This is a genomic window from Mucilaginibacter glaciei, assembly GCF_014773245.1.
Taxonomy (GTDB): domain Bacteria; phylum Bacteroidota; class Bacteroidia; order Sphingobacteriales; family Sphingobacteriaceae; genus Mucilaginibacter; species Mucilaginibacter glaciei.
Map to the genome: position 1 here is coordinate 971,131 of NZ_JACWMX010000001.1, position 19,300 is coordinate 990,430.

A 19,300-nucleotide genomic window follows, 5' to 3' on the forward strand; every position below is an offset into this window, starting at 1 on the left:
TTAAGGTGGGTTATATTGCTAAACCGGCTGCGCAAGCTTGCTTTTATCGGTTTTGTAAAACCTGATGAGCAGTGTTTCGGCAACCAGGAATAACAGCGCCAAAATTATACAAAGTTTCCATAATTGCAGCCCCGAATTTGCAGTGCCGCCAATATTAGTTGTATTTAATTTATCGCCGTTTAAAACGTTGGCCTTTTGAACGGGCAGGTCCCTGAGTTGGGCGTCTGTTAAATAGCTTAAGTCCGATTCGCTCCTGTTATCGTTAAAGGCGATCACCGCGGCCAGGCTATCTTGTTTTTTCAATTCATATAGGCCGGTTTCCCGAAGCTGATCAGGCAAGTAAAGCATTGTGCTCCCTTCCTGCTGCTGCACATCCGGGATAATGGCTTGCGGGCCCTTAACCATCTTTAACAACTGCTTATCTGTTGATTGCACAGCCACAGTCTCTACGGGCTGGTTGTTGCCCAAGGTATAAAATAAAGGCTGATCGTGGCCGCTTAAAATTGCTACCCTAAACATGATGGGAACAAATAACGCATGCACAGGCAGGTTGCTGAACGATTCATCTAAAGGTACTGCCGACAAGTAAACTTTGCCCTTGCCGCTGTTATATCCTTCCCAAATGGATTGACCTGTTTGCAAACGCATCAAGTAATTACCCTGGCGGGATGATGAAGCTAATGTGTAATATTTTTTGACCAGGGGCAGATCGGGATTTTGCGGGAATGCCTCGAATGTGTTTTTAAACACGGGGCTTTGCAAATTGATTGCCGATACCTTGGTAGCTTCCGTGATCAGTTTTTCCGGATAAGCAGCTCCTAACGGCTGCAATAAACCGCGGTAAGTCGCCAGCTCAGCATCAGATGCCGGGAAAACCATCAAAGTACCGCCTTTGCTCACATAGGTTTTTAATTGTTGTGCTAATCCTGCCGAAATGGATTTTATATCACTCAATACAATGACCGGGTAATTATTTAGCCCTGCGTAATCAACACTGCCATCTTGCACGCGCCTGGTGGTAAAAAAGGCATCGGTAGCAAACACCGCGCTCAAATATTTATTAGGCGTACCGCCGTCTATCAGCAGTACCGGCAACTGTTTACTGATGTTGAAGCTGAAGTAAAAGCTATTGTCAAAAATTACGGGGTTGTCCTGCAACTCGATCGTTCCACGCTGCCAGCCAGCTTGCAGACCTGAAAATGTCAGCGTATCTGTTTGAGCCGACCGCGCTTTTACTGTAAAACTACCAATGGCTTTTTGCACACCGTTTATTAAAAGTTTTAAAGGGATCTTTTCGGCGGCCTTGTCGGCATAGTTTCTTAACCGCACTACCAGTTTTTCACTCTCGCCCGGCCGATGGGTTGCATTAAGCAGCCAAACAGAATCAACCGCTACATTTGGCAAACTATTAGCAGTTAACTTGACCAGGCTAACCAAAACGCTATCAGTATTCTTTGAATTGCCCTTTATGTTGGTTTGAAAATCGGAGATGATATAGCTTTTCCCTGTTACACCGGGTTGAAGCTTTAAAAGGCTTTGCTGCCGCGCGATGATCTGACTTAGCTGCCTGCTTTGCGGACTGATATTTACGGCATCAACTGCATCATTAAACTCGTCACGGCTTAATAAACGCTGATGTTTGCCTTCAAAATCCTGGGTTAGTAACTGGAAGCGGTCGTTTATGGAATAAGCAGCCGCTATCTGCCTGGCTTTTTGTTTGGCTTCATCTAACAGGCTCCCCTCGCGGTTAAGGGTTTGCATAGAGTAAGAATTATCAATAAAAATACTTATTGCCTGCTGTTTGCCAACATTAGCTTCATTTTGCCGGGGGATGAATGGACGGGCGAAAGCCAGCACCAAAAATAACAAGGCTAATAAACGGGAGGCAAGGATTAGCCTTTCCTTTACATTACGGCGGGATGCCTGCTGCTCCTGTACCTCTTTCAGGAACTGTACATTGCTAAACATCACCTTTTTATACCGCCTGAAATTAAACAGGTGCACTACTATTGGAATAACCAGCGTTAACAGCGCAAACAGGAAAGCCGGATATAAAAAATGCATTAAGCAAATTTGCTAATTAATGTGGAAACAGAGCACCATTAAAACGATAATATCGCTTAATATTATCCCCTGCGCCTGCGCTTTTTCTTTTTGGTTTCTGTCTGCGTACGCTTTTTTGTTGAAGTGCTTTTTTTAGACGAAGTTTGTTTCGGCTGGTCTGATACAACAGGTTTATTACCGTTAACCTCGGTAGAATCTTTACTTAACTGTTTAACTGTAAAATCGTTACTTCGCAAACCATACTCCAATTGGCGTTTAGCACCTGTTGGTTTGGCAGTACTATCGTTGCTGCTGTAAATGGGAAACTCGCGGATTAGCTTTCCCTCTTTGATGTAAAAATTATCATTGCCCCGATAACCCTTTTTTTGCGAATTACTTAGTTTAGGGAAATCAAGTTTGTTGGCACCGTTATCGCCAAACTCAAATGCGTAGATCTTTGCATAATTTACCGTGTCTTTTCCCTTAGATTGGATCAGGATCTCCGGATTACCATCGGTATCCATATCGGCATTGAAAACATCAGTAATGGTGCCGTCCAAATCGCCTGTAGTTGTGGTGTATTTAATAGCGGATGAATCGGAATGTAATATGGCAAACGCTCCTGCGGCGGTTGAACCCCTGCCCCAGCTCACTACATCATAAGTTTGCCCCGGCGATACTTCTATGGCCTTGTGAAAACGGAATGGCGGCATTACCGCAGGCTTATCCGCAACGGCGTGGTTTACGGCGGGCTTTTTATCGTCGTTGCCGCAGCTGGCCAAGATCAAACAAACTGCAGGTATCAGTATGCAATATTTCAGATCCATTTTTTTAAAATTAGTTGTACAGCATCTCCGGCGACACTTCTCCTTTGGGTTTACCCGGTATGGTCATGTAAACACGCAACCCGCTGCCCGATGAATTAGCATCTACGTACTTAATAGTTATTTTGTGGTAACCTTTCAATAATGGTAACACGCCGTTTGCTTCAACAGGGCCTTTACGGCCATCGTTGTCTACTATAGGCTGGTCATCAATCAGCAACACCGATCCGTTTGATGATGCTGTTGAAAAACCGTAATTACCGTCCTGGTCAATCCGTAAAAAACCATTAAACACTACGCCGTATTTACCAAACGCTTTTTTGAATGCGGATGTTGCGGTACTGAAGCTTTTTGCCACACCGGTATCAATAACCGCCGCAGGGTTTATCTGGGTAGAATTCACATAAGTGCCTGCTGAAACCTGGTACTTTAAACCAGTAGCGGTTCCTGTAAAGTTAACCGCTGCCAAAGGCAACCTGTTGAACACCTTGGCAGTGGTGATCACGCTGCGTTTGCCAGATGGTGTTACCACAATAGTTTTCAGATCGCGATACTGATCAAGCGGTACAGCGTAGGTGATCGGTTTGGTGTATAACAATTCTGTTTCGCGCGGGGTATAGCCATCTATAGTATAATAGATCTTTGCCCCCTTTACAGGCGATTTTAAATTCACGGTCATAGTTGAACCGATCATCACCGTATCGGTAGCACCAATAGCAGCTGGTACGCGGTAATTATAACCTGCCTGATCGAGCCATGCTAAATGCTCTGGCATGCGGGTTTCTGCAAAGTCTTTATAATTTTTATTAGCGATTGGTGTCCAGGCAACTTCAGATAAGGCCAGCAATCGGGGCAATATCATGTACTCCACCTTGTTTTCGGTGGTAATGTATTCTGTCCAAAGGTTAGCTTGCACGCCTTTGATAAATTTTTGCTGATCAGGCGTTAATGCCGATGGTGTTGGATTGTAAGCGTAAGTTTTTTGAATAGGCGCGTTGCCCCCTATACCTACCGGCTCCTGGTCAATTTTACCCTGCGCATGGTCAAAATACAGGGCCTGGCTGCTTGGGGTCATGATCACATCGTGACTTTCTTTAGCAGCCTGTATGCCACCTTCTTCGCCTCTCCAGCTCATTACCGTAGCATTTGGTGCTAAGCCGCCTTCCAATATCTCGTCCCAGCCAATAATGCTGCGGCCTTTGCTGTTCACAAATTTCTCCATGCGCTGCACAAAATAACTTTGCAGCCCGTGCTCATCCTTCAATTTTAAACGTTTGATCAGGTCCTGGCAAAACTTCGATTTTTTCCACACCTCTTTGGGTGCTTCATCGCCGCCAATATGGATGTACTTACTTGGGAATAGATCAATCACCTCGGTCAGCACGTCCTGTAAAAAACCGAAGGTTTTTTCTGACGGGCAAAAAATATTGTTGAACACACCCCATTGGCCGGCCACTTCATATGTTAAAGTTGGATCACAGCTTAACTCCGGGTATGCGGTAAGCGCAGCTAAAGCATGACCGGGCATTTCAATTTCTGGTACGATATTGATGTAACGATCTGCCGCGTATTTGATCACATCGCGGATCTGGTCTTGCGTGTAGTAGCCCGAAACCGGCACGCCATCATATTGTAAAGGCTGGCGGTCGCGGTAATTACCAATCACGCTTTGTGCACGTGTGCTGCCAACAGATGTTAACCTTGGATATTTTTTGATTTCGATGCGCCAGCCCTGATCGTCAGTTAAATGCCAGTGAAAGTTATTCAGTTTATAAGTAGCCATCAGGTCTATATACCTTTTAACAAACTCGACAGAATAAAAGTGACGGCAAACATCAAGCATTAAACCACGGTAACCAAAACGCGGGTAATCTTCAATTACCCCACACGGCAATTTAGCGGTTGCGGCACGGTCTAAAGGCATTAATTGTATCAGCGTTTGTACCCCGTAAAACAAACCGGCGCCTTTACCGGCTACTGTTATTTGCTGCGGGGTGATGATTAAACGGTAACCCTCCGGAGGTAAATTTTCAGTACCTGCCGATGTCAAATAAATTGACGTCGTACTTACCCTTGCATTCCGTAAGCCTACTTGTTTATTATAGGCCATGTTACTTGCTAAAAACTGAGAGAGAAACACTACCGACTTATTATTCGGCGTATCGGCTTGGATAACAGTTTCCTGGCTCAAAATAAACTGACCGGCCATTTTCTTTACAGAAACGGGTGCGGGGATAATACCCATATTAGGATCAGCATCCTGGGCCTTAACAATAATTGTTGCAGAAAGGGTTAATGCGCTAAAAAGCAGGACGAAGATCTTTTTATTCATAACGGAAAAACAACCAGGTTATATTGAGTTGGTGAATTTAGTATATTTTGAAAAAAATGCACCATTATGTTTTAAAAATTACACAAACAGAAACAAAAAAGCTGCTTTCTTGCGAGAAAGCAGCCTTCTTAAAATATTTTAAATAGCGTTAGAAATCAGATGTGGTGAGTGAGTCTTGATAAACTAATTTCTTACCAACCACTAATCCCCAATTATGCCGTCACAACGTGCTCTTTAGCAGCCAGGTAACGTTCTGCATCTATGGCGGCCATACAACCGGTACCGGCAGCAGTCACGGCCTGTCGGTAGATGTGATCCTGTGCATCGCCGCAGCAAAACACCCCTTCTATATTGGTTTCGGTAGTGCCTGGGTGGGTTATGATATAACCAGTCTCGTCCATATTTATCCAGCCTTTAAAAATATCTGTATTGGGTTTATGACCAATAGCCACAAAGAACCCGGTAACATCTAAAATACGTTCGGCCTGGGTTTGGTTGTTTAACACCCTTACGGCATTAACACTTTGGCCATCTCCCATAATTTCCTGTGTTTCAGTATTATATAACAACTCGATATTCGGCGTATTCAGAACGCGATGAACCATTGCCTTAGAGGCGCGGAACTCATCACGGCGTACGATCATATAAACCTTACGAGCTAATTTAGCCAGATAAGTAGCTTCTTCGGCAGCGGTATCGCCAGCGCCAACAATCGCAACGTCCTGCCCCTTAAAGAAAAAGCCATCGCAAACAGCACAGGCTGATACGCCAAAACCACTGTATTTTTGCTCAGACTCCAGGCCTAACCATTTGGCAGATGCACCTGTAGATATGATCACGGTATCTGCAAGAATGGTTTTGCTTTCATCAACCACTACTTTGTGTGGCATAGCCGAAAAATCAACAGAACTAACATACCCAAAACGGATATCGGTACCTAAACGCTCGGCTTGTTTACGGAAATCTTCCATCATTTCGGGACCCATTACGCCATCGGGATAGCCCGGAAAGTTCTCTACATCAGTAGTTTGCGTAAGCTGACCGCCTGCCAGCATACCGGTGTACATTACGGGGTGCAAATCGGCACGTGAAGCGTAAATTGCAGCAGTGTAACCCGCCGGGCCCGAACCTATGATAAGGCATTTAACATGTTCAAGATCTTGTGACATTCTATTCTTTTTGAATTATGATGCGAATTTAATATTTCCTGATGATTATGCCAATACCGCTCCGTCAAAGCAATGCCATAGATTAAGCTTGATCTTCAAATTGCTGAAGCAGTTTTTGCATAGCCTCATAATAAATTGGGAGTTCGGCATATAAAGCATCTGCCAGTTGCTGATTATAGGTGTGTACGGATGCGTTTCGTTTGAGGATTATAGTCGACCATAATTGCTCGTCATCAATAATTTTTTCGGCGTATGCTGCCGCGAAAACCGACCGCGGACTATTTAGGTCGATCAAACCTTTCCGTTCTAAATACCGCTTTGCCGTTTTCCAGGAAAGATCAAAGCAGTATTCAAATCGCTGAATAGTCCCGTCGCGCTCCAATTGAGTTGGAGATTCAAGTAAAGCTTCATTAAAGGTGATTAACGCCTGTTTAAACGTTACCAGTTTTTCGTCAAAATAATCTGTCATAAAACTTCCATATTACTTAAAGCAACGTTTTTAAAAACGTCATTTACCTGGCTAAAATCTACAAGGTCAACTTTAAAAAGCATAGGCAAGTCTTCGATGGAATTGGTTATTTGCACCAAAACTGCGTTATCGATCGGCTTTTCAGCCCAAATACCCAAATCTATGTCGGCCCTTTTTAAAATATCGAGATTCGCTTGTGAACCAAATAAAAAAGCCTGGTACTTTACCCCGGATAAGTAAATATCCAATATTTGTTTTAACCAATCCTTTATTTGCGCCTTGCGTTCCATTATACAAATGTAATCATTTGATCACTTGCCTGCGTTTGCCTTCAACACCCTGATAAAATTCCCACCCAAAATCTTATTTACATCTTTCTTGGAATAATTAAGCTTTAACAATTCATCGGTGATTTTGTAATAGTCGGTAACACTATCTAAACCTAATGGATATGACTCTGCACCGTCAAAGTCCGAGCCAATGCCCACATGGTCTGCCCCCATCAGTTTCACCATGTAATCGATATGTTTTATAAGCATACTTAATGGCGGGCGCAGCTGGTCGGCTTCGGTTTTGTAGATGGCGTTTAAGCGGATGCTTGCCAGATCGTAATCCTTATAGATCACCCGCAGCGAGTCGAACTGCGGTTTATACTTCGCCATAAACCGGGTATGTTTGGCCTCATAAGCGGTATCTACAAAACCGCTATAGAAGTTCACAAATACCACTCCCCCGTTTTTGGCAATGGCCCTTAGCTGATCGTCCTTTAAGTTACGGCGGTGCGGTGCCAGCGCATAAGCGCAACTGTGCGAAGCGATAACGGGCTTAGTAGTTGTTATCATCACATCATAAAATGTTTGTTCGCCTGGGTGAGAAAGGTCTATCATCACACCCAGATCGTTTAACCGCTTAACTACCTGTTTGCCAAAGGAATTCAGTCCCTTATGTGACAAAGTATCGCCGTGCAGGGTTTCGTCACGCGCAGATGTCGCCCAGGGGGTACTGTTATTCCAGGTAAGGGTTAGGTAGGCCATGCCCCGTTTATGCAGACTGTCGATGTAATCCAGCCGATCTTCGATCATGTGGCCGCCCTCTACCCCTATCATGGCCGCCAGTTTTTTTTGTTTTACGGTTTTCTTCAGTTCTTTGGCTGTTCGCACCAAAGTCATTTTATCGGGGTTGCGTTTAATGAGCGCGTCCAGCGAATCTATTTCGCGGTTGGCAAAGGCGTAGGCGGTACCGTGCCCGTAATCGCCGCTGCACCAGATAGAAAACACCTGCGCATCTAACCCACCCTGTTTAGCACGTACCAGGTCGAAATTACCTTCGGTTTGCAGTTTACCCAGGTCGGCTTTGGTGATCAGTTCATTAGAGATGGCATCATTATGGGTATCTATCAGGATAGCTTGTTGATGGATCTTTTGAACACCCTGGGCGGAGGCGAGTATCGCCGATAATAGAAATAGCGGTAAAAGAAACCTTTTCATTTTTTGAAGATAATAAAAAAGTGCGTCATTGCCAGGTACGAAGCAACCTATTTGCTTTACAGACCGCTCTGGCTACGTGGAGATTGCTTCGTACCTCGCAATGACGCGAATGGATATTTTAACTCTTATAGCTAGTCAGAATCCCTTATTCCTAATCTATGTCTGTATAATCCCTACATTAAATTGTTTTTCGATTGGCGCATGGTTAGCGGCTTCTATCCCCATAGAGATTACCTTTCGGGTTTCCAGCGGGTCTATGATACCGTCTACCCATAGCCTTGCCGCTGCGTAATAAGGTGTAGTTTGGGCGTTGTAGCGGTCAGTGGTTTGTTTTAGCAGTTCGGCTTCTTTTACATCATCAACCTCTTCGCCTTTTGCTTTTAAGCCGGCGGCCTGCATCTGCACCAATACTTTGGCCGCCTGCGCGCCGCCCATCACCGCTATTTTAGCTGATGGCCAGGCATAGATCAACCGGGGGTCGTAAGCCTTTCCGCACATGGCATAGTTACCCGCACCGTACGAGTTGCCTATCACGATGGTAAACTTAGGCACAACCGAATTAGCTACGGCGTTTACCATTTTAGCACCATCCTTAATAATGCCGCCGTGCTCGCTCCTGCTGCCCACCATAAAACCGGTAACATCCTGCAGAAACACCAGCGGGATCTTCTTCTGGTTGCAGTTCATGATAAAACGGGTGGCCTTATCTGCACTGTCGGAATAGATCACACCGCCAAACTGCATCTCGCCTTTTTTAGATTTGATCACCTTGCGCTGGTTGGCCACGATGCCTACCGCCCAACCGTCTACACGGCCCAGGCCGCAAATAATCGACTGCCCATAACCTGCTTTATATTCCTCAAATTCCGAATCATCAATTAATCGTTTGATAATCTCGTACATATCATAAGCCTTATCTCGCGTATCCGGCAGGATACCGTAAATATCTTTTTCGTTCAGTTTGGGTGCCGATGGTTTAATACGGTCGAACCCTGCTTTGGTGTAATCGCCCACCTTATTCATAATGTTTCGGATAGAATCCAGGCAGGCTTTATCGTTAGGGTGCTTGTAATCGGTAACGCCGCTGATCTCGCACTGGGTGGTAGCGCCGCCCAGCGTTTCGTTATCTACATCTTCGCCGATGGCCGATTTAACCAGGTAAGATCCGGCCAGAAAAACCGAACCTGTACCCTCCACGATCATCGCTTCATCACTCATGATAGGCAGATAAGCGCCACCTGCCACACACGAACCCATAATGGCGGAGATCTGGATAATGCCCATGCTGCTCATCATAGCGTTATTGCGAAAGATTCGACCAAAGTGTTCTTTATCCGGGAAGATCTCGTCCTGCAAAGGCAAATATACCCCTGCCGAATCAACCAGGTAGATAATAGGCAGCCTGTTTTCCATCGCGATTTCCTGCGCACGAAGGTTCTTTTTGGCAGTGATCGGGAACCAGGCACCGGCCTTTACCGTTGCATCATTGGCTACTACCACACACTGCCTGCCGCTTACATAACCTATACCGCAAACCACGCCACCGCTTGGGCAACCGCCATGCTCGGCATACATGCCATCGGCGGTAAACGCGCCAACTTCCAGCCAGGGTTTATCCTCGTCAAGCAAATAGGCAACGCGTTCGCGGGCCAGCATTTTGCCTTTCTCCTTTTGTTTGGCAGCGGCCTTTTCGCCACCGCCCATAAAGATCTTTTTAAGCTTTGTGTTAAATTCGTAAACAAGTTGTTTATTAACATCCTCATTCTTATTGAATTCCAAATCCATACGCGTATATAATAGGTGCTGTAATTTTAGGAAAATAAGTTGAGAATTAGATAAGGATGATTTGATTTATTATGCATGCATAGCAATAACTTAAAGTTAAATAAAAACAATTTATTAACCGTAGCGTTAAATCTAAAATTACGCTCATGCAGATACGCCCGACAGCCATTTCTTCGCTATTATTTTTAGCTGCCTGTACCAGCCCGGAAAAGAAACCGGCCAATCTGTTATATGATACGGTTAGCGCGAAATCTGATACTGTAAAGTTTTCTGAGCCGTTGGTGAAAAGCCTGTATGGCAAATCTGACCTGGTGGCAAAGGTCAAAGTCATCAGCGCAGTAAAACAGCAGGAGATCTTCATCGTTACGGCCCAATTGATGGAAGCTTACAAAGGGCAGGCCGAAAAAAATTCGACCATTAAATACGAAGCTTTTTTAGAAGAGGGCGACTATAAAGAATTTGTAGAGAAAGATCTCATCATATTCCTGACTACCAACAAACAGGATAAAAAGCTTTACGACCAGGGCGTACGCTGGGGCCGCACGGAACCTAATGTTGAGTTTGCTTACAACTCGATGCTTAAAAACTACATCCTTAAATTAAAATAATACGATTTTACCTACTTACGAAAGTTTGATAACAAACTATCCAGGGAGTAATTACAGTTCGTTCCAGGTTAGGGAATTGATTAAAGGAGAAGTAGAATCACATTCGCCAACTTTTAGTAATACCTGCGTTATAAGAATGAGGAGGGCATTCAATTATGCCAACGCGGGCAAGTTGTTTGATATCCCTAAAAGCTATCCGGGTATGTTAACCTTTACCGGTGGCGATAAATTATTTTACGCTATACGGGTGGCCGAATTCAATACTTTTTTGAGACAGAAGTACTACGCCCCTACTGTTTCGCTAACCAGGAAAAACGGCGAGTTTGACTTGGCGAAGATCAAAAACATAACCGGAATCATTAGGTTTGAAGTAAGCGGTTGGAGTGATGCAACCGGGCACTTTACTTTTTGGGATGGTTCATCGTGTGTTTATTGCGGAGACCATAATTATTTCGCCATGAAGCAAACAACCTCCATCTCGTTTTGGAAGTGTTAATTTCGCAGGTGTAAATTTTGATTAACATAGGCGGGATAAATTAAGTCAAATTCCTGTCCCTAAACCAAACCTCATCGGGTTTAATATCGATGTTTTCCATCAGGTTTACCAGTTCGATAGCATCAACCGAGGTAAGCACCAGATCGCGGTTAGCCTGTTTCAGAAAGCGTTGCTCCACCATCACATCCATCTGCATCAACAGATGGTCGTAAAAGCCGTTCACGTTCAGCACACCTACCGGGTGGGTATGCAGCCCTAACTGGAGCCACGTAAGCACTTCAAAGAATTCCTCTAACGTGCCGAAACCGCCGGGCAGCATAATAATTCCGTCGCACAGATCATTCATTAACTGCTTGCGCTGGTGCATATTCTCCACAATATGCAATTCTGTTAAGCCGGTGTGGCCAACTTCTTTATCCATCAAAAACTGCGGGATAACGCCAATAGCCTTGCCGCCCTTACCCAGTACGGCATCGGCCAATACACCCATTACGCCAACTTTACCACCGCCGTATATCAGGGTGATCTCTTTAGCCGCCATCACGGTAGCCAATTGCTCGACCACCTCTTTTAACGCCGGGTCGCTGCTGATATTAGCGCCACAGAATACACATATAGATTTCATAATATGTCTTTTAAAATTGACTTGTCATGATGAGCCTGTCGAACCATGAACCCAGCACATGCCGTTCGACAAGCTTGCCTTTGATATTTACTCCTGCTCGATCGTATTAATAATCAGCCCGAGGCCTAACTTGACCTTATGGATCAATGCCTTCAGTTGATCTGCAGATAAACCGTTTTCCAGTTCGTCTTCATTGATATCGCCCATTCTGTCCAGCAGTTTTTCTAAACCCAGTCCGTACTCGGCATCCAGCCGGGCACCGTCCAGTTCCAGTAATACAAATATGCTCGATAAGCGGCCGTAGTAGGTATCGGCAGTAAGCCTGTCCAGCGTACCGTATTCGTATTTAAGCCGGTTTAAAAAATCTATCAATATCATAATACTTCAACTGTTTAGAGCCTTAGCCAAAACTAATATTATAAAACAGGTTAAGTAAATCGAATGTCAATTATTTATGCCCATAACAAAGCTCCCGTTAACATGGTGTAATATTGTACAACATCATCATAAAAAAATTTGAAAGAACGCCCTCCATTTAAACCAAGCCCTACCCTAACGTTAAACGAACGTTTAGCGGCTTTGCGCAACCTGCCCGCCTTTTTTAAACTGGTTTGGGAAACCAGCCCCCTGCTTACGCTGGCCAATATCCTGTTGCGTTTCTTGCGGTCGGCATTGCCGCTGCTCATTTTATATGTGGGTAAGCTGATCATTGACCAGGTAGTGCTATTGCATAACACAACTACAGCCAAGCCTCATGATTATTTATGGCAATTGGTAGCGATTGAGTTTGGGCTGGCAATTTTAACTGATGCCTTTGGGCGGGCAGTTGCACTGATTGACAGTATGCTGGGCGACAAATTCTCTAACCTTACTTCGGTAAAAATAATGGAGCATGCCGCCACGCTGGACCTTGACCAGTTTGAGGATGCCGTTTTTTATGATAAGATGGAACGCGCCAGGCAGCAAACCGTCGGCCGCACGGTGCTGCTGTCGCAGGTGTTGAGCCAAGTGCAGGATTTTATAACAATAGGTTTTCTGTCGGTTGGATTAATGGCTTTTAATCCCTGGCTCATCTTGTTATTACTGGTCGCAATTCTACCTGCTTTTTTGGGCGAATCGTATTTTAACGACCGCACTTATGCCTTAACGCGCAGCCAAACTCCCCAACGCCGCGAATTGGATTACCTGCGTTACCTGGGTGCCAGCGATGAAACCGCCAAAGAAGTTAAGATCTTCGACCTGTCGGGTTTTATAATCGGGCGTTTTAAAACACTGTCGGATAAATTTTATAACGATAACAAGCAGATAGTTATCAAACGCTCTGTATGGGGAGCATTTTTTGCTGTGTTAGGCAGTGCGGGCTATTACGGGGCATATGTTTATATCATCGCCCAAACCATCAGCGGCCATATCTCACTGGGGCAACTTACCTTTCTGGCGGGTTCTTTCAGGCAGTTGCGCGGGTTGTTAGAAGGCATCCTTACCCGCTTTACGACGGTATCGCAGGGAGCTATTTACCTGCGGGACTTTTTTGAGTTTTTCGAGATCGAGCCCAAGATCCGACACACCGCAAATGCCAGGCTTTTTCCCAACCCAGTTAAAACAGGTTTTACTTTCGAGGATGTGGGTTTCCGGTATATCCATTCCGAGCGTTGGGCAAACCGGCATTTGAGTTTCACGCTCCATCCCGGCGAAAAACTGGCGCTGGTTGGCGAAAACGGAGCGGGGAAAACTACGCTGGTAAAATTGCTTGCGCGGCTTTACGACCCTACTGAAGGGCGGATATTGCTGGACGGGTACGACCTGAAGGAGTATGACCTTAACGACCTGCGTTTTAACATCGGTATCATTTTTCAGGATTATTTAAGATACCAGATGACTTTTTCGCAAAATATAGCCGCAGGTAACATCAACCAGAAAGATAACAACGAATTAATAGTAAAGTCGGCACAACAAAGCCTTGCCGATGACCTGGCGAAGAAACTACCGGGTGGCTATGAACAAATGCTGGGCAAACGCTTTTTTGAAGGCGTTGAATTATCGGGCGGCGAATGGCAAAAGGTGGCTATCGCCCGTGCCTACATGCGCGACGCTCAATTGTTGATACTGGACGAACCCACCTCGGCATTGGATGCAAGGGCAGAATTTGAAGTTTTTGAACGCTTTACGGAATTGACCAGGGGGCGGTCGGCGGTATTGATATCGCACCGCTTCTCGACCGTGCGCATGGCCGATAGGATCCTGGTATTGGAAAAAGGTGAAATGGCTGAAATAGGTAGCCACGAAGAGTTGCTGGCCAAAAATGGCAAATATGCAGAGCTGTTTAACTTGCAGGCTATGGGGTATCAGTAGAGAGTAAGTTTTACGTGGTAAGTTTTAAGTTTTACGTGAGAAAGCTTAAGTTTAAAGTAAAAGACCGAAAGATGGGCCGGAGAAAAAATTCTCGCATCCCGCCTTTCGGACTTTCAATGTATAGTTATGACTTACAACTCAGAACTCACAACTTAAAAACTACCTCGTATAATTCGGAGCTTCTTTGGTAATAGTTATATCATGCGGATGGCTTTCGCGCATGCCGGCTGCGGTGATGCGTACAAATTTAGCCTTTTGCAGATCTTCGATAGTGGCTGCACCGCAATAGTGCATCCCTGCGCGTAACCCACCTATGTATTGGTAAACCACCTCAGCCATGTTACCTTTAAATGGTACCCGGCCTACAATGCCCTCGGGCACCAATTTGGTTACCACATCGGTCTCATCCTGAAAGTAGCGGTCTTTTGAACCTTTAGCCATTGCCTCGATTGAACCCATACCGCGGTATGATTTAAACTTACGGCCTTCGTAAATAATGGTTTCGCCAGGTGCCTCTTCGACACCGGCAAACAGCGAACCTGCCATAATGGTGCTGGCACCTGCGGCTATGGCTTTCACAATATCACCCGTTTGTTTGATACCGCCATCGGCAATCACCGGGATACCGCGGCCTTCTAACGCTTTGGCACATTCGTAAACAGCATATAGTTGTGGTACGCCCACACCTGCTATGATACGGGTAGTACAGATAGAACCCGGACCGATACCCACCTTAACCGCGTCGGCACCTGCATCAGCAAGGGCAATGGCGGCATCGGCAGTGGCTATATTACCCGCAATAACCTGCAGATCGGGATAAAGGGCCTTAACAGCCTTCACCATATCAATAACGCCTTTTGAGTGCCCATGGGCGGTATCAACTGTTACCACATCAACACCTGCATTGTAAAGGGCCGTAACGCGGTCTATATTATCAGAAGCAACACCAACGGCGGCTCCTACACGTAAACGCCCGTACTGGTCTTTACAGGCATTAGGGAAGTTTTTAACTTTTTGAATGTCTTTATAAGTGATCAAGCCTACCAGTTTGCCGTTCTCATCAACAACAGGTAGTTTTTCAATTTTATTTGCCTGGAGTATGGCAGCAGCATCGGTAAGGCTGGTGCCCTGCGGCGCTACGATCAGGTTAGTTTTGGTCATGATCTCGCTAACCGGTACGGTAAGGTCTTTTTGGAAACGAAGGTCGCGGTTAGTGATTATACCTGTTAGTTTGCCATTCGCATCAATAATCGGGATACCGCCGATGCTATACTCGCGCATAATATTTACCGCATCAGACAACAACGCATCCTGCAGTAGGGTAACCGGCTCCTGGATCATCCCGCTTTCTGAACGTTTTACTTTACGTACCTCGTCGGCTTGCGCCTGTATGGTCATATTTTTATGCAGCATCCCTATACCACCTGCCTGGGCAATGGCAATTGCCAAACCGGCTTCGGTTACGGTATCCATCGCAGCCGAAATGATCGGGATGTTTAAACGGATACTTTTTGTTAAAAAAGTGCTGGTGTTAACCTCGCGCGGTAATACTTCTGAATAAGCCGGGAGTAATAGTACATCGTCGTAAGTTAATCCTTCGGCGACAAATTTGGATGGGTCTAACTGCATAGCAAATAATGTATTTGAAGTTATTATTTGCCGGGCAAAGATACGCTTCGATGTGCAGATATGCAAATGTGCGGATGTGCAAATAGGAAGATTATGGATGTAAAATTGGATTTGACAATAGTTTGATAAATTCAGATAGGCAAATGTGCTCTCTATCCGCACATCTGCATATCTGAAATCTGCACATCCACTAATACTTCCCTACCACAACTTTGTAGAAATCTTCAAAGTTCCAGTACTTATTGGCCAACTCCTGTAGTCTGTCGGCGTTGATATTTTTGACGGTATCGGTGTAACGGTCGTAATACTCATAATCCAGGCCGGCAAAGTAAAGATTCTTAAACTTATCGGCATGCGAGAATACATTTTCAAGGCTGCCTAACAGCGAACCCAGCATGTAATTGCGCACTAACGATAGCTCTTCTTCGCTAACCGGTTCTGTTTTAAGCCTGTTCACCTCTTTCTCAATTTCTTCTATGGCCGATTTGCATACATCAGCCCCAACCTCTGATGCAATGAAGAACGTACCTGCCTTTTTAAAGGAAGTGATGCCCGATCCGATACCGTAGGTATAGCCTTTATCTTCGCGGATGTTAGCCATTAACCGGGAGCCGAAATAGCCGCCTAAAACGGTGTTTAACACCTGCAAAGCCGGGAAATCGGGGTGCATACGGTTAACAAAGGGCGTACCTATCCGGATAGCCGATTGCAAAGCACCCGCTTTTTCCTGGTAGAAGAAACGGTCGGCAGATGGGTCGGCAACAACCTGCTTGGTATCAACAACAGCGGTTACCTCACCCCAGTTACCTTCAAATAATTCATTTACAGCATTTAGGATTTCCGGATCAGCCTTGCCGGCTACGATAGCGGTGCAGTTGGCCGGCTGATACATCTGCTGGAAATGTGTAAGCAGGTCGGCCCTGGTCAGCGATTTGAAATCTTCCGGCTCGGCACCTAAACCATAGATGGTCTCGCCGTATAGAGCTTTATTAAAAATACGCCGCGCAACAAAATCATTCTTCTGCATGCTTACCTGTAGCTTCTGTTGCTGGTTACGCACAAATGTTTCCAGTTCCTTTTCGGGAAAGATAGAGTCTGTCAGGATATCCTTAATTACCGCTAACGTAGTTCTTAAGTGCTTAGTTAAGCTGTAAAGTGTTACCTGCGAATGATCGTAGCTGTAATCCACCTGTAAAAAGGCACCGTAAAAGTCTACCGTGTCTGCTATCTGCGCAGCATTGAGTTTACTTGTACCCTCTGTCAGCATGGTGTTTGTAGCCACGTTAAGCAATGGTTTCTTCGTGTCGAATTTAAGGTTATTGAATATAAATTCAATCCTTACCAAGTCCTGATCGCCGGAATCGAACGTGAAGATCTTACACCCGTTAGCCAGTTGTGACGCCTGCGGATGGATCAGTTTGATATTATCTACACCGTTAAATTGCGGTGGTGTTTCTCTGTTTAAAATGCTCATTTTATATGTTTCGATGCATTATTCGCTGATCACCTCAGCTGGTTCTTCAACTTTCTCGGCCAGGTAAACCAGGGTCGATGAATTTTCTTTCCTAAACAATTTATTGGCCTGTTCCCTGATCTGTGCAGCGGTAACCGCCAGGAATTTTCCTGTCTCCAGGTTAAAATCGTCGGCATCGCCCATCAACTCATAAAAAGCCAGGTTCATCGCTTTATCCAATAACGACATCTCGGCAAATACCATGGTCGATTCGGTTTTGTTCTTCACCTTGGTCAATTCGTTGGCAGGTACTTCTTCGGCTTTCATCTTCTCCAATTCCTGCCATAGTGCAGCTTCAGCCTGTTCGATAGTAACACCGTCTAAAGGTTTACCCTCCAGCACAAACATCCCGGTATCCATACTGCCCGTAACGTAGGCGTGTACTTCGCTAAACAGTTGCTTATCCTTAACAAGACTTTTATATAGCCGCGACGAGTTACCGCGCGAGAGGATATCAGACATCAGCTCGATAGCATAATAACCCGGCGACAAACGCCCCTCCATCTGGAAAGCGATATATACATCGTTTAGCGGAACCTTGGCGTGTACCGTTTCGCGGCGTTCTTCGTTCTGCGGCTGCTCTAGTGGCAGGTTGCGGTTATACTTTTCACCTGCTGGGATAGATCCAAACCATTTTTCGGCAAGGGCCTTTACATCCTCAGTTTTTACATCGCCCCCTACTACCATCACGGCATTTTGCGGATTATAATGTTTTTTGAAGAAGGCCTTCACGTCCTCAATCTTAGCATCCTCGATATGTTTGATGGTTTTACCTATGGTTGCCCATCTATATGGGTGATTTTTATAAACCATAGGCCTCAGCTTTAACCAAACGTCGCCGTAAGGCTGGTTCAGGTAGCGCTGTTTAAATTCCTCTATAACTACATTACGCTGTACCTCGAGGCTTTTTTCGCTGAAAGCAAGGCTGAGCATGCGGTCGCTCTCTAACCAAAAGGCGGTTTCTAAATTGGCCGATGGCAGGGTGATGTAATAGTTGGTAATATCATTACTGGTGAAGGCGTTATTTTCGCCGCCCACCCTTTGCAGCGGGCCGTCATAATTGGGAATGTTAACCGATCCGCCGAACATTAAATGCTCAAACAAATGGGCAAATCCGGTTTGCTCGGGGTCTTCGTCACGTGCGCCAACATCATATAAGATGTTAAGCACGGCCATCGGGGTGGTACTATCTTCGTGGACAATAACACGCAGGCCATTGTCTAATTTAAATCTATTGAATTTAACCATTTGTTTACAATCAATTTACGGTAGGCAAATGTATAATTTTTGTTTAAAGGTTATAATTGTTATCACCTTTATATAACCGACTCCGGCTTTTTTTAACTTAAGCGTGGCAATAAACTGACGTTATATTTAAACATTTAATTTACCAAGATGGCTAAGAGCCGTTACGCTTGGATTGCAGAAGAGCCGAGGCAAAAAACTTTTGGCATTACTTCAAAAATAAAAAGTCAGAATTTGAAATAGCTTTATTCGCTACCTTTCAAATTCCGACTTTTTATTTTTAAATGATAACTCTTCGCTTACTCAGTCGGCCGGTCGCTACCGTGCAGGTTTTGACTTACCTGGCCGTGGTGCAATTTAGCCCCTATTGCCGATGAACTGTCATTTGCATAAGTACCGTAAGCATTTACCAATATCCCCTTCAGGTTATATTTTGCAGAGCTTATGCCGTAAACTATTGCTGCATCATCCGGGTTACTTTGCCCCTCAAATCGGTAAAATTCGTCTATCTCGAAGTCATCGGCAGCCATGTGAATGTCTTGCGCTTTATCATCTACCGTATCGCCTTCCAGGCTTAGGTTGGCATCGTATCCGCGTTTGGTTAAATCGTTAGTTGCGTCAACTAATGTTTCAAAATTTTTCATGGCATTAATTTTTTGGTGTGATGTAGTTTATATAAGTTAAACCTCAAACCTTAGATGTTGTTTTAGTTATCGTCCTAAG

General features: G+C 45.0%; 17 protein-coding genes. 3 read left to right on the plus strand and 14 right to left on the minus strand.

The window, feature by feature from the left end:
• Window positions 1-18 precede the first annotated feature (18 nt).
• From IDJ76_RS04410 to IDJ76_RS04445, 8 genes are all read right to left on the minus strand, one after another.
• Complete coding sequence (locus tag IDJ76_RS04410) at window positions 19-2,064, minus strand: BatA domain-containing protein (RefSeq protein ID WP_191161094.1); 2,046 nt, start codon at window positions 2,062-2,064, stop codon at window positions 19-21.
• A 62-nt stretch (window positions 2,065-2,126) separates the two neighbouring features.
• A complete protein-coding gene (locus IDJ76_RS04415; protein ID WP_191161097.1) occupies window positions 2,127-2,870 on the minus strand; it encodes a hypothetical protein in 744 nt (247 codons plus the stop codon).
• A 10-nt stretch (window positions 2,871-2,880) separates the two neighbouring features.
• Window positions 2,881-5,199: a family 20 glycosylhydrolase gene (locus IDJ76_RS04420; RefSeq protein ID WP_191161099.1), complete on the minus strand. Its 2,319-nt coding sequence runs from the start codon at window positions 5,197-5,199 to the stop codon at window positions 2,881-2,883.
• A 212-nt stretch (window positions 5,200-5,411) separates the two neighbouring features.
• A complete protein-coding gene (gene trxB, locus IDJ76_RS04425) occupies window positions 5,412-6,368 on the minus strand; it encodes a thioredoxin-disulfide reductase (RefSeq protein WP_191161101.1) in 957 nt (318 codons plus the stop codon).
• Between the two features lie 82 nt (window positions 6,369-6,450).
• Window positions 6,451-6,837 (minus strand): HI0074 family nucleotidyltransferase substrate-binding subunit, encoded by a 387-nt coding sequence (locus tag IDJ76_RS04430; RefSeq protein WP_191161103.1) that lies wholly within the window; start codon window positions 6,835-6,837, stop codon window positions 6,451-6,453.
• The gene (locus IDJ76_RS04435) at window positions 6,834-7,127 is read right to left on the minus strand and encodes a nucleotidyltransferase domain-containing protein (RefSeq protein WP_191161105.1); all 294 of its coding nucleotides are present in this window, start codon (window positions 7,125-7,127) and stop codon (window positions 6,834-6,836) included. Before IDJ76_RS04435 ends, IDJ76_RS04430 begins: the two co-directional genes overlap by 4 nt.
• 21 nt (window positions 7,128-7,148) lie before the next feature.
• Window positions 7,149-8,324, minus strand: coding sequence for a dipeptidase (locus IDJ76_RS04440; protein WP_191161107.1), 1,176 nt, complete (start codon window positions 8,322-8,324; stop codon window positions 7,149-7,151).
• A 156-nt stretch (window positions 8,325-8,480) separates the two neighbouring features.
• The gene (locus IDJ76_RS04445; RefSeq protein WP_191161109.1) at window positions 8,481-10,109 is read right to left on the minus strand and encodes an acyl-CoA carboxylase subunit beta; all 1,629 of its coding nucleotides are present in this window, start codon (window positions 10,107-10,109) and stop codon (window positions 8,481-8,483) included.
• Between the two features lie 146 nt (window positions 10,110-10,255).
• Here IDJ76_RS04445 and IDJ76_RS04450 point away from each other — a divergent pair, with 146 nt between their 5' ends.
• Together IDJ76_RS04450 and IDJ76_RS04455 are read left to right on the plus strand one after the other, a co-directional pair.
• On the plus strand, window positions 10,256-10,717 hold the full coding sequence (locus IDJ76_RS04450) for a hypothetical protein (protein WP_191161111.1): 462 nt from the start codon (window positions 10,256-10,258) through the stop codon (window positions 10,715-10,717).
• Between the two features lie 76 nt (window positions 10,718-10,793).
• On the plus strand, window positions 10,794-11,213 hold the full coding sequence (locus tag IDJ76_RS04455; RefSeq protein ID WP_224746198.1) for a T6SS effector amidase Tae4 family protein: 420 nt from the start codon (window positions 10,794-10,796) through the stop codon (window positions 11,211-11,213).
• A 40-nt stretch (window positions 11,214-11,253) separates the two neighbouring features.
• Here the strand turns inward: IDJ76_RS04455 and IDJ76_RS04460 are convergent, their stop codons facing one another.
• Both IDJ76_RS04460 and IDJ76_RS04465 read right to left on the minus strand, forming a co-directional pair.
• Window positions 11,254-11,838, minus strand: coding sequence for an LOG family protein (locus IDJ76_RS04460; RefSeq protein ID WP_191161115.1), 585 nt, complete (start codon window positions 11,836-11,838; stop codon window positions 11,254-11,256).
• 87 nt (window positions 11,839-11,925) lie between these two features.
• Window positions 11,926-12,216 carry a hypothetical protein gene (locus IDJ76_RS04465; RefSeq protein WP_191161117.1) on the minus strand — a complete coding sequence of 97 codons (291 nt, stop codon included), beginning with the start codon at window positions 12,214-12,216 and terminating at the stop codon, window positions 11,926-11,928.
• 138 nt (window positions 12,217-12,354) lie between these two features.
• Here IDJ76_RS04465 and IDJ76_RS04470 point away from each other — a divergent pair, with 138 nt between their 5' ends.
• Window positions 12,355-14,190, plus strand: a complete 1,836-nt coding sequence (locus tag IDJ76_RS04470; protein ID WP_191161119.1) for an ABC transporter ATP-binding protein — start codon at window positions 12,355-12,357, stop codon at window positions 14,188-14,190.
• Between the two features lie 159 nt (window positions 14,191-14,349).
• On the opposite strand, the gene guaB is transcribed toward IDJ76_RS04470, so the two are convergent.
• The 4 genes from guaB to IDJ76_RS04490 form a co-directional block, all read right to left on the minus strand.
• A complete protein-coding gene (gene guaB / locus IDJ76_RS04475) occupies window positions 14,350-15,819 on the minus strand; it encodes an IMP dehydrogenase (protein WP_191161121.1) in 1,470 nt (489 codons plus the stop codon).
• A gap of 190 nt (window positions 15,820-16,009) precedes the next feature.
• Entirely contained in the window at window positions 16,010-17,293 is a 1,284-nt protein-coding gene (locus IDJ76_RS04480; protein ID WP_224746178.1) for a M16 family metallopeptidase, read from the minus strand.
• A gap of 18 nt (window positions 17,294-17,311) precedes the next feature.
• Window positions 17,312-18,580, minus strand: coding sequence for a M16 family metallopeptidase (locus IDJ76_RS04485; RefSeq protein ID WP_191161123.1), 1,269 nt, complete (start codon window positions 18,578-18,580; stop codon window positions 17,312-17,314).
• A 296-nt stretch (window positions 18,581-18,876) separates the two neighbouring features.
• The gene (locus IDJ76_RS04490) at window positions 18,877-19,221 is read right to left on the minus strand and encodes a phosphoribosylpyrophosphate synthetase (RefSeq protein ID WP_191161125.1); all 345 of its coding nucleotides are present in this window, start codon (window positions 19,219-19,221) and stop codon (window positions 18,877-18,879) included.
• Window positions 19,222-19,300: the final 79 nt, after the last annotated feature.

Excerpts from the sequence above, each read along its gene's own strand:
- trxB (WP_191161101.1), bottom strand. The coding sequence starts at position 6,368 with ATGTCACAAGATCTTGAACATGTTAAATGCCTTATCATAGGTTCGGGC.
- IDJ76_RS04450 (WP_191161111.1), top strand. The coding sequence starts at position 10,256 with ATGCAGATACGCCCGACAGCCATTTCTTCGCTATTATTTTTAGCTGCC.
- IDJ76_RS04445 (WP_191161109.1), bottom strand. The coding sequence starts at position 10,109 with ATGGATTTGGAATTCAATAAGAATGAGGATGTTAATAAACAACTTGTT.
- IDJ76_RS04430 (WP_191161103.1), bottom strand. The coding sequence starts at position 6,837 with ATGACAGATTATTTTGACGAAAAACTGGTAACGTTTAAACAGGCGTTA.
- IDJ76_RS04435 (WP_191161105.1), bottom strand. The coding sequence starts at position 7,127 with ATGGAACGCAAGGCGCAAATAAAGGATTGGTTAAAACAAATATTGGAT.
- IDJ76_RS04410 (WP_191161094.1), bottom strand. The coding sequence starts at position 2,064 with ATGCATTTTTTATATCCGGCTTTCCTGTTTGCGCTGTTAACGCTGGTT.
- IDJ76_RS04420 (WP_191161099.1), bottom strand. The coding sequence starts at position 5,199 with ATGAATAAAAAGATCTTCGTCCTGCTTTTTAGCGCATTAACCCTTTCT.
- IDJ76_RS04465 (WP_191161117.1), bottom strand. The coding sequence starts at position 12,216 with ATGATATTGATAGATTTTTTAAACCGGCTTAAATACGAATACGGTACG.
- IDJ76_RS04415 (WP_191161097.1), bottom strand. The coding sequence starts at position 2,870 with ATGGATCTGAAATATTGCATACTGATACCTGCAGTTTGTTTGATCTTG.
- IDJ76_RS04490 (WP_191161125.1), bottom strand. The coding sequence starts at position 19,221 with ATGAAAAATTTTGAAACATTAGTTGACGCAACTAACGATTTAACCAAA.
- IDJ76_RS04460 (WP_191161115.1), bottom strand. The coding sequence starts at position 11,838 with ATGAAATCTATATGTGTATTCTGTGGCGCTAATATCAGCAGCGACCCG.
- guaB (WP_191161121.1), bottom strand. The coding sequence starts at position 15,819 with ATGCAGTTAGACCCATCCAAATTTGTCGCCGAAGGATTAACTTACGAC.
- IDJ76_RS04485 (WP_191161123.1), bottom strand. The coding sequence starts at position 18,580 with ATGGTTAAATTCAATAGATTTAAATTAGACAATGGCCTGCGTGTTATT.
- IDJ76_RS04480 (WP_224746178.1), bottom strand. The coding sequence starts at position 17,293 with ATGAGCATTTTAAACAGAGAAACACCACCGCAATTTAACGGTGTAGAT.
- IDJ76_RS04440 (WP_191161107.1), bottom strand. The coding sequence starts at position 8,324 with ATGAAAAGGTTTCTTTTACCGCTATTTCTATTATCGGCGATACTCGCC.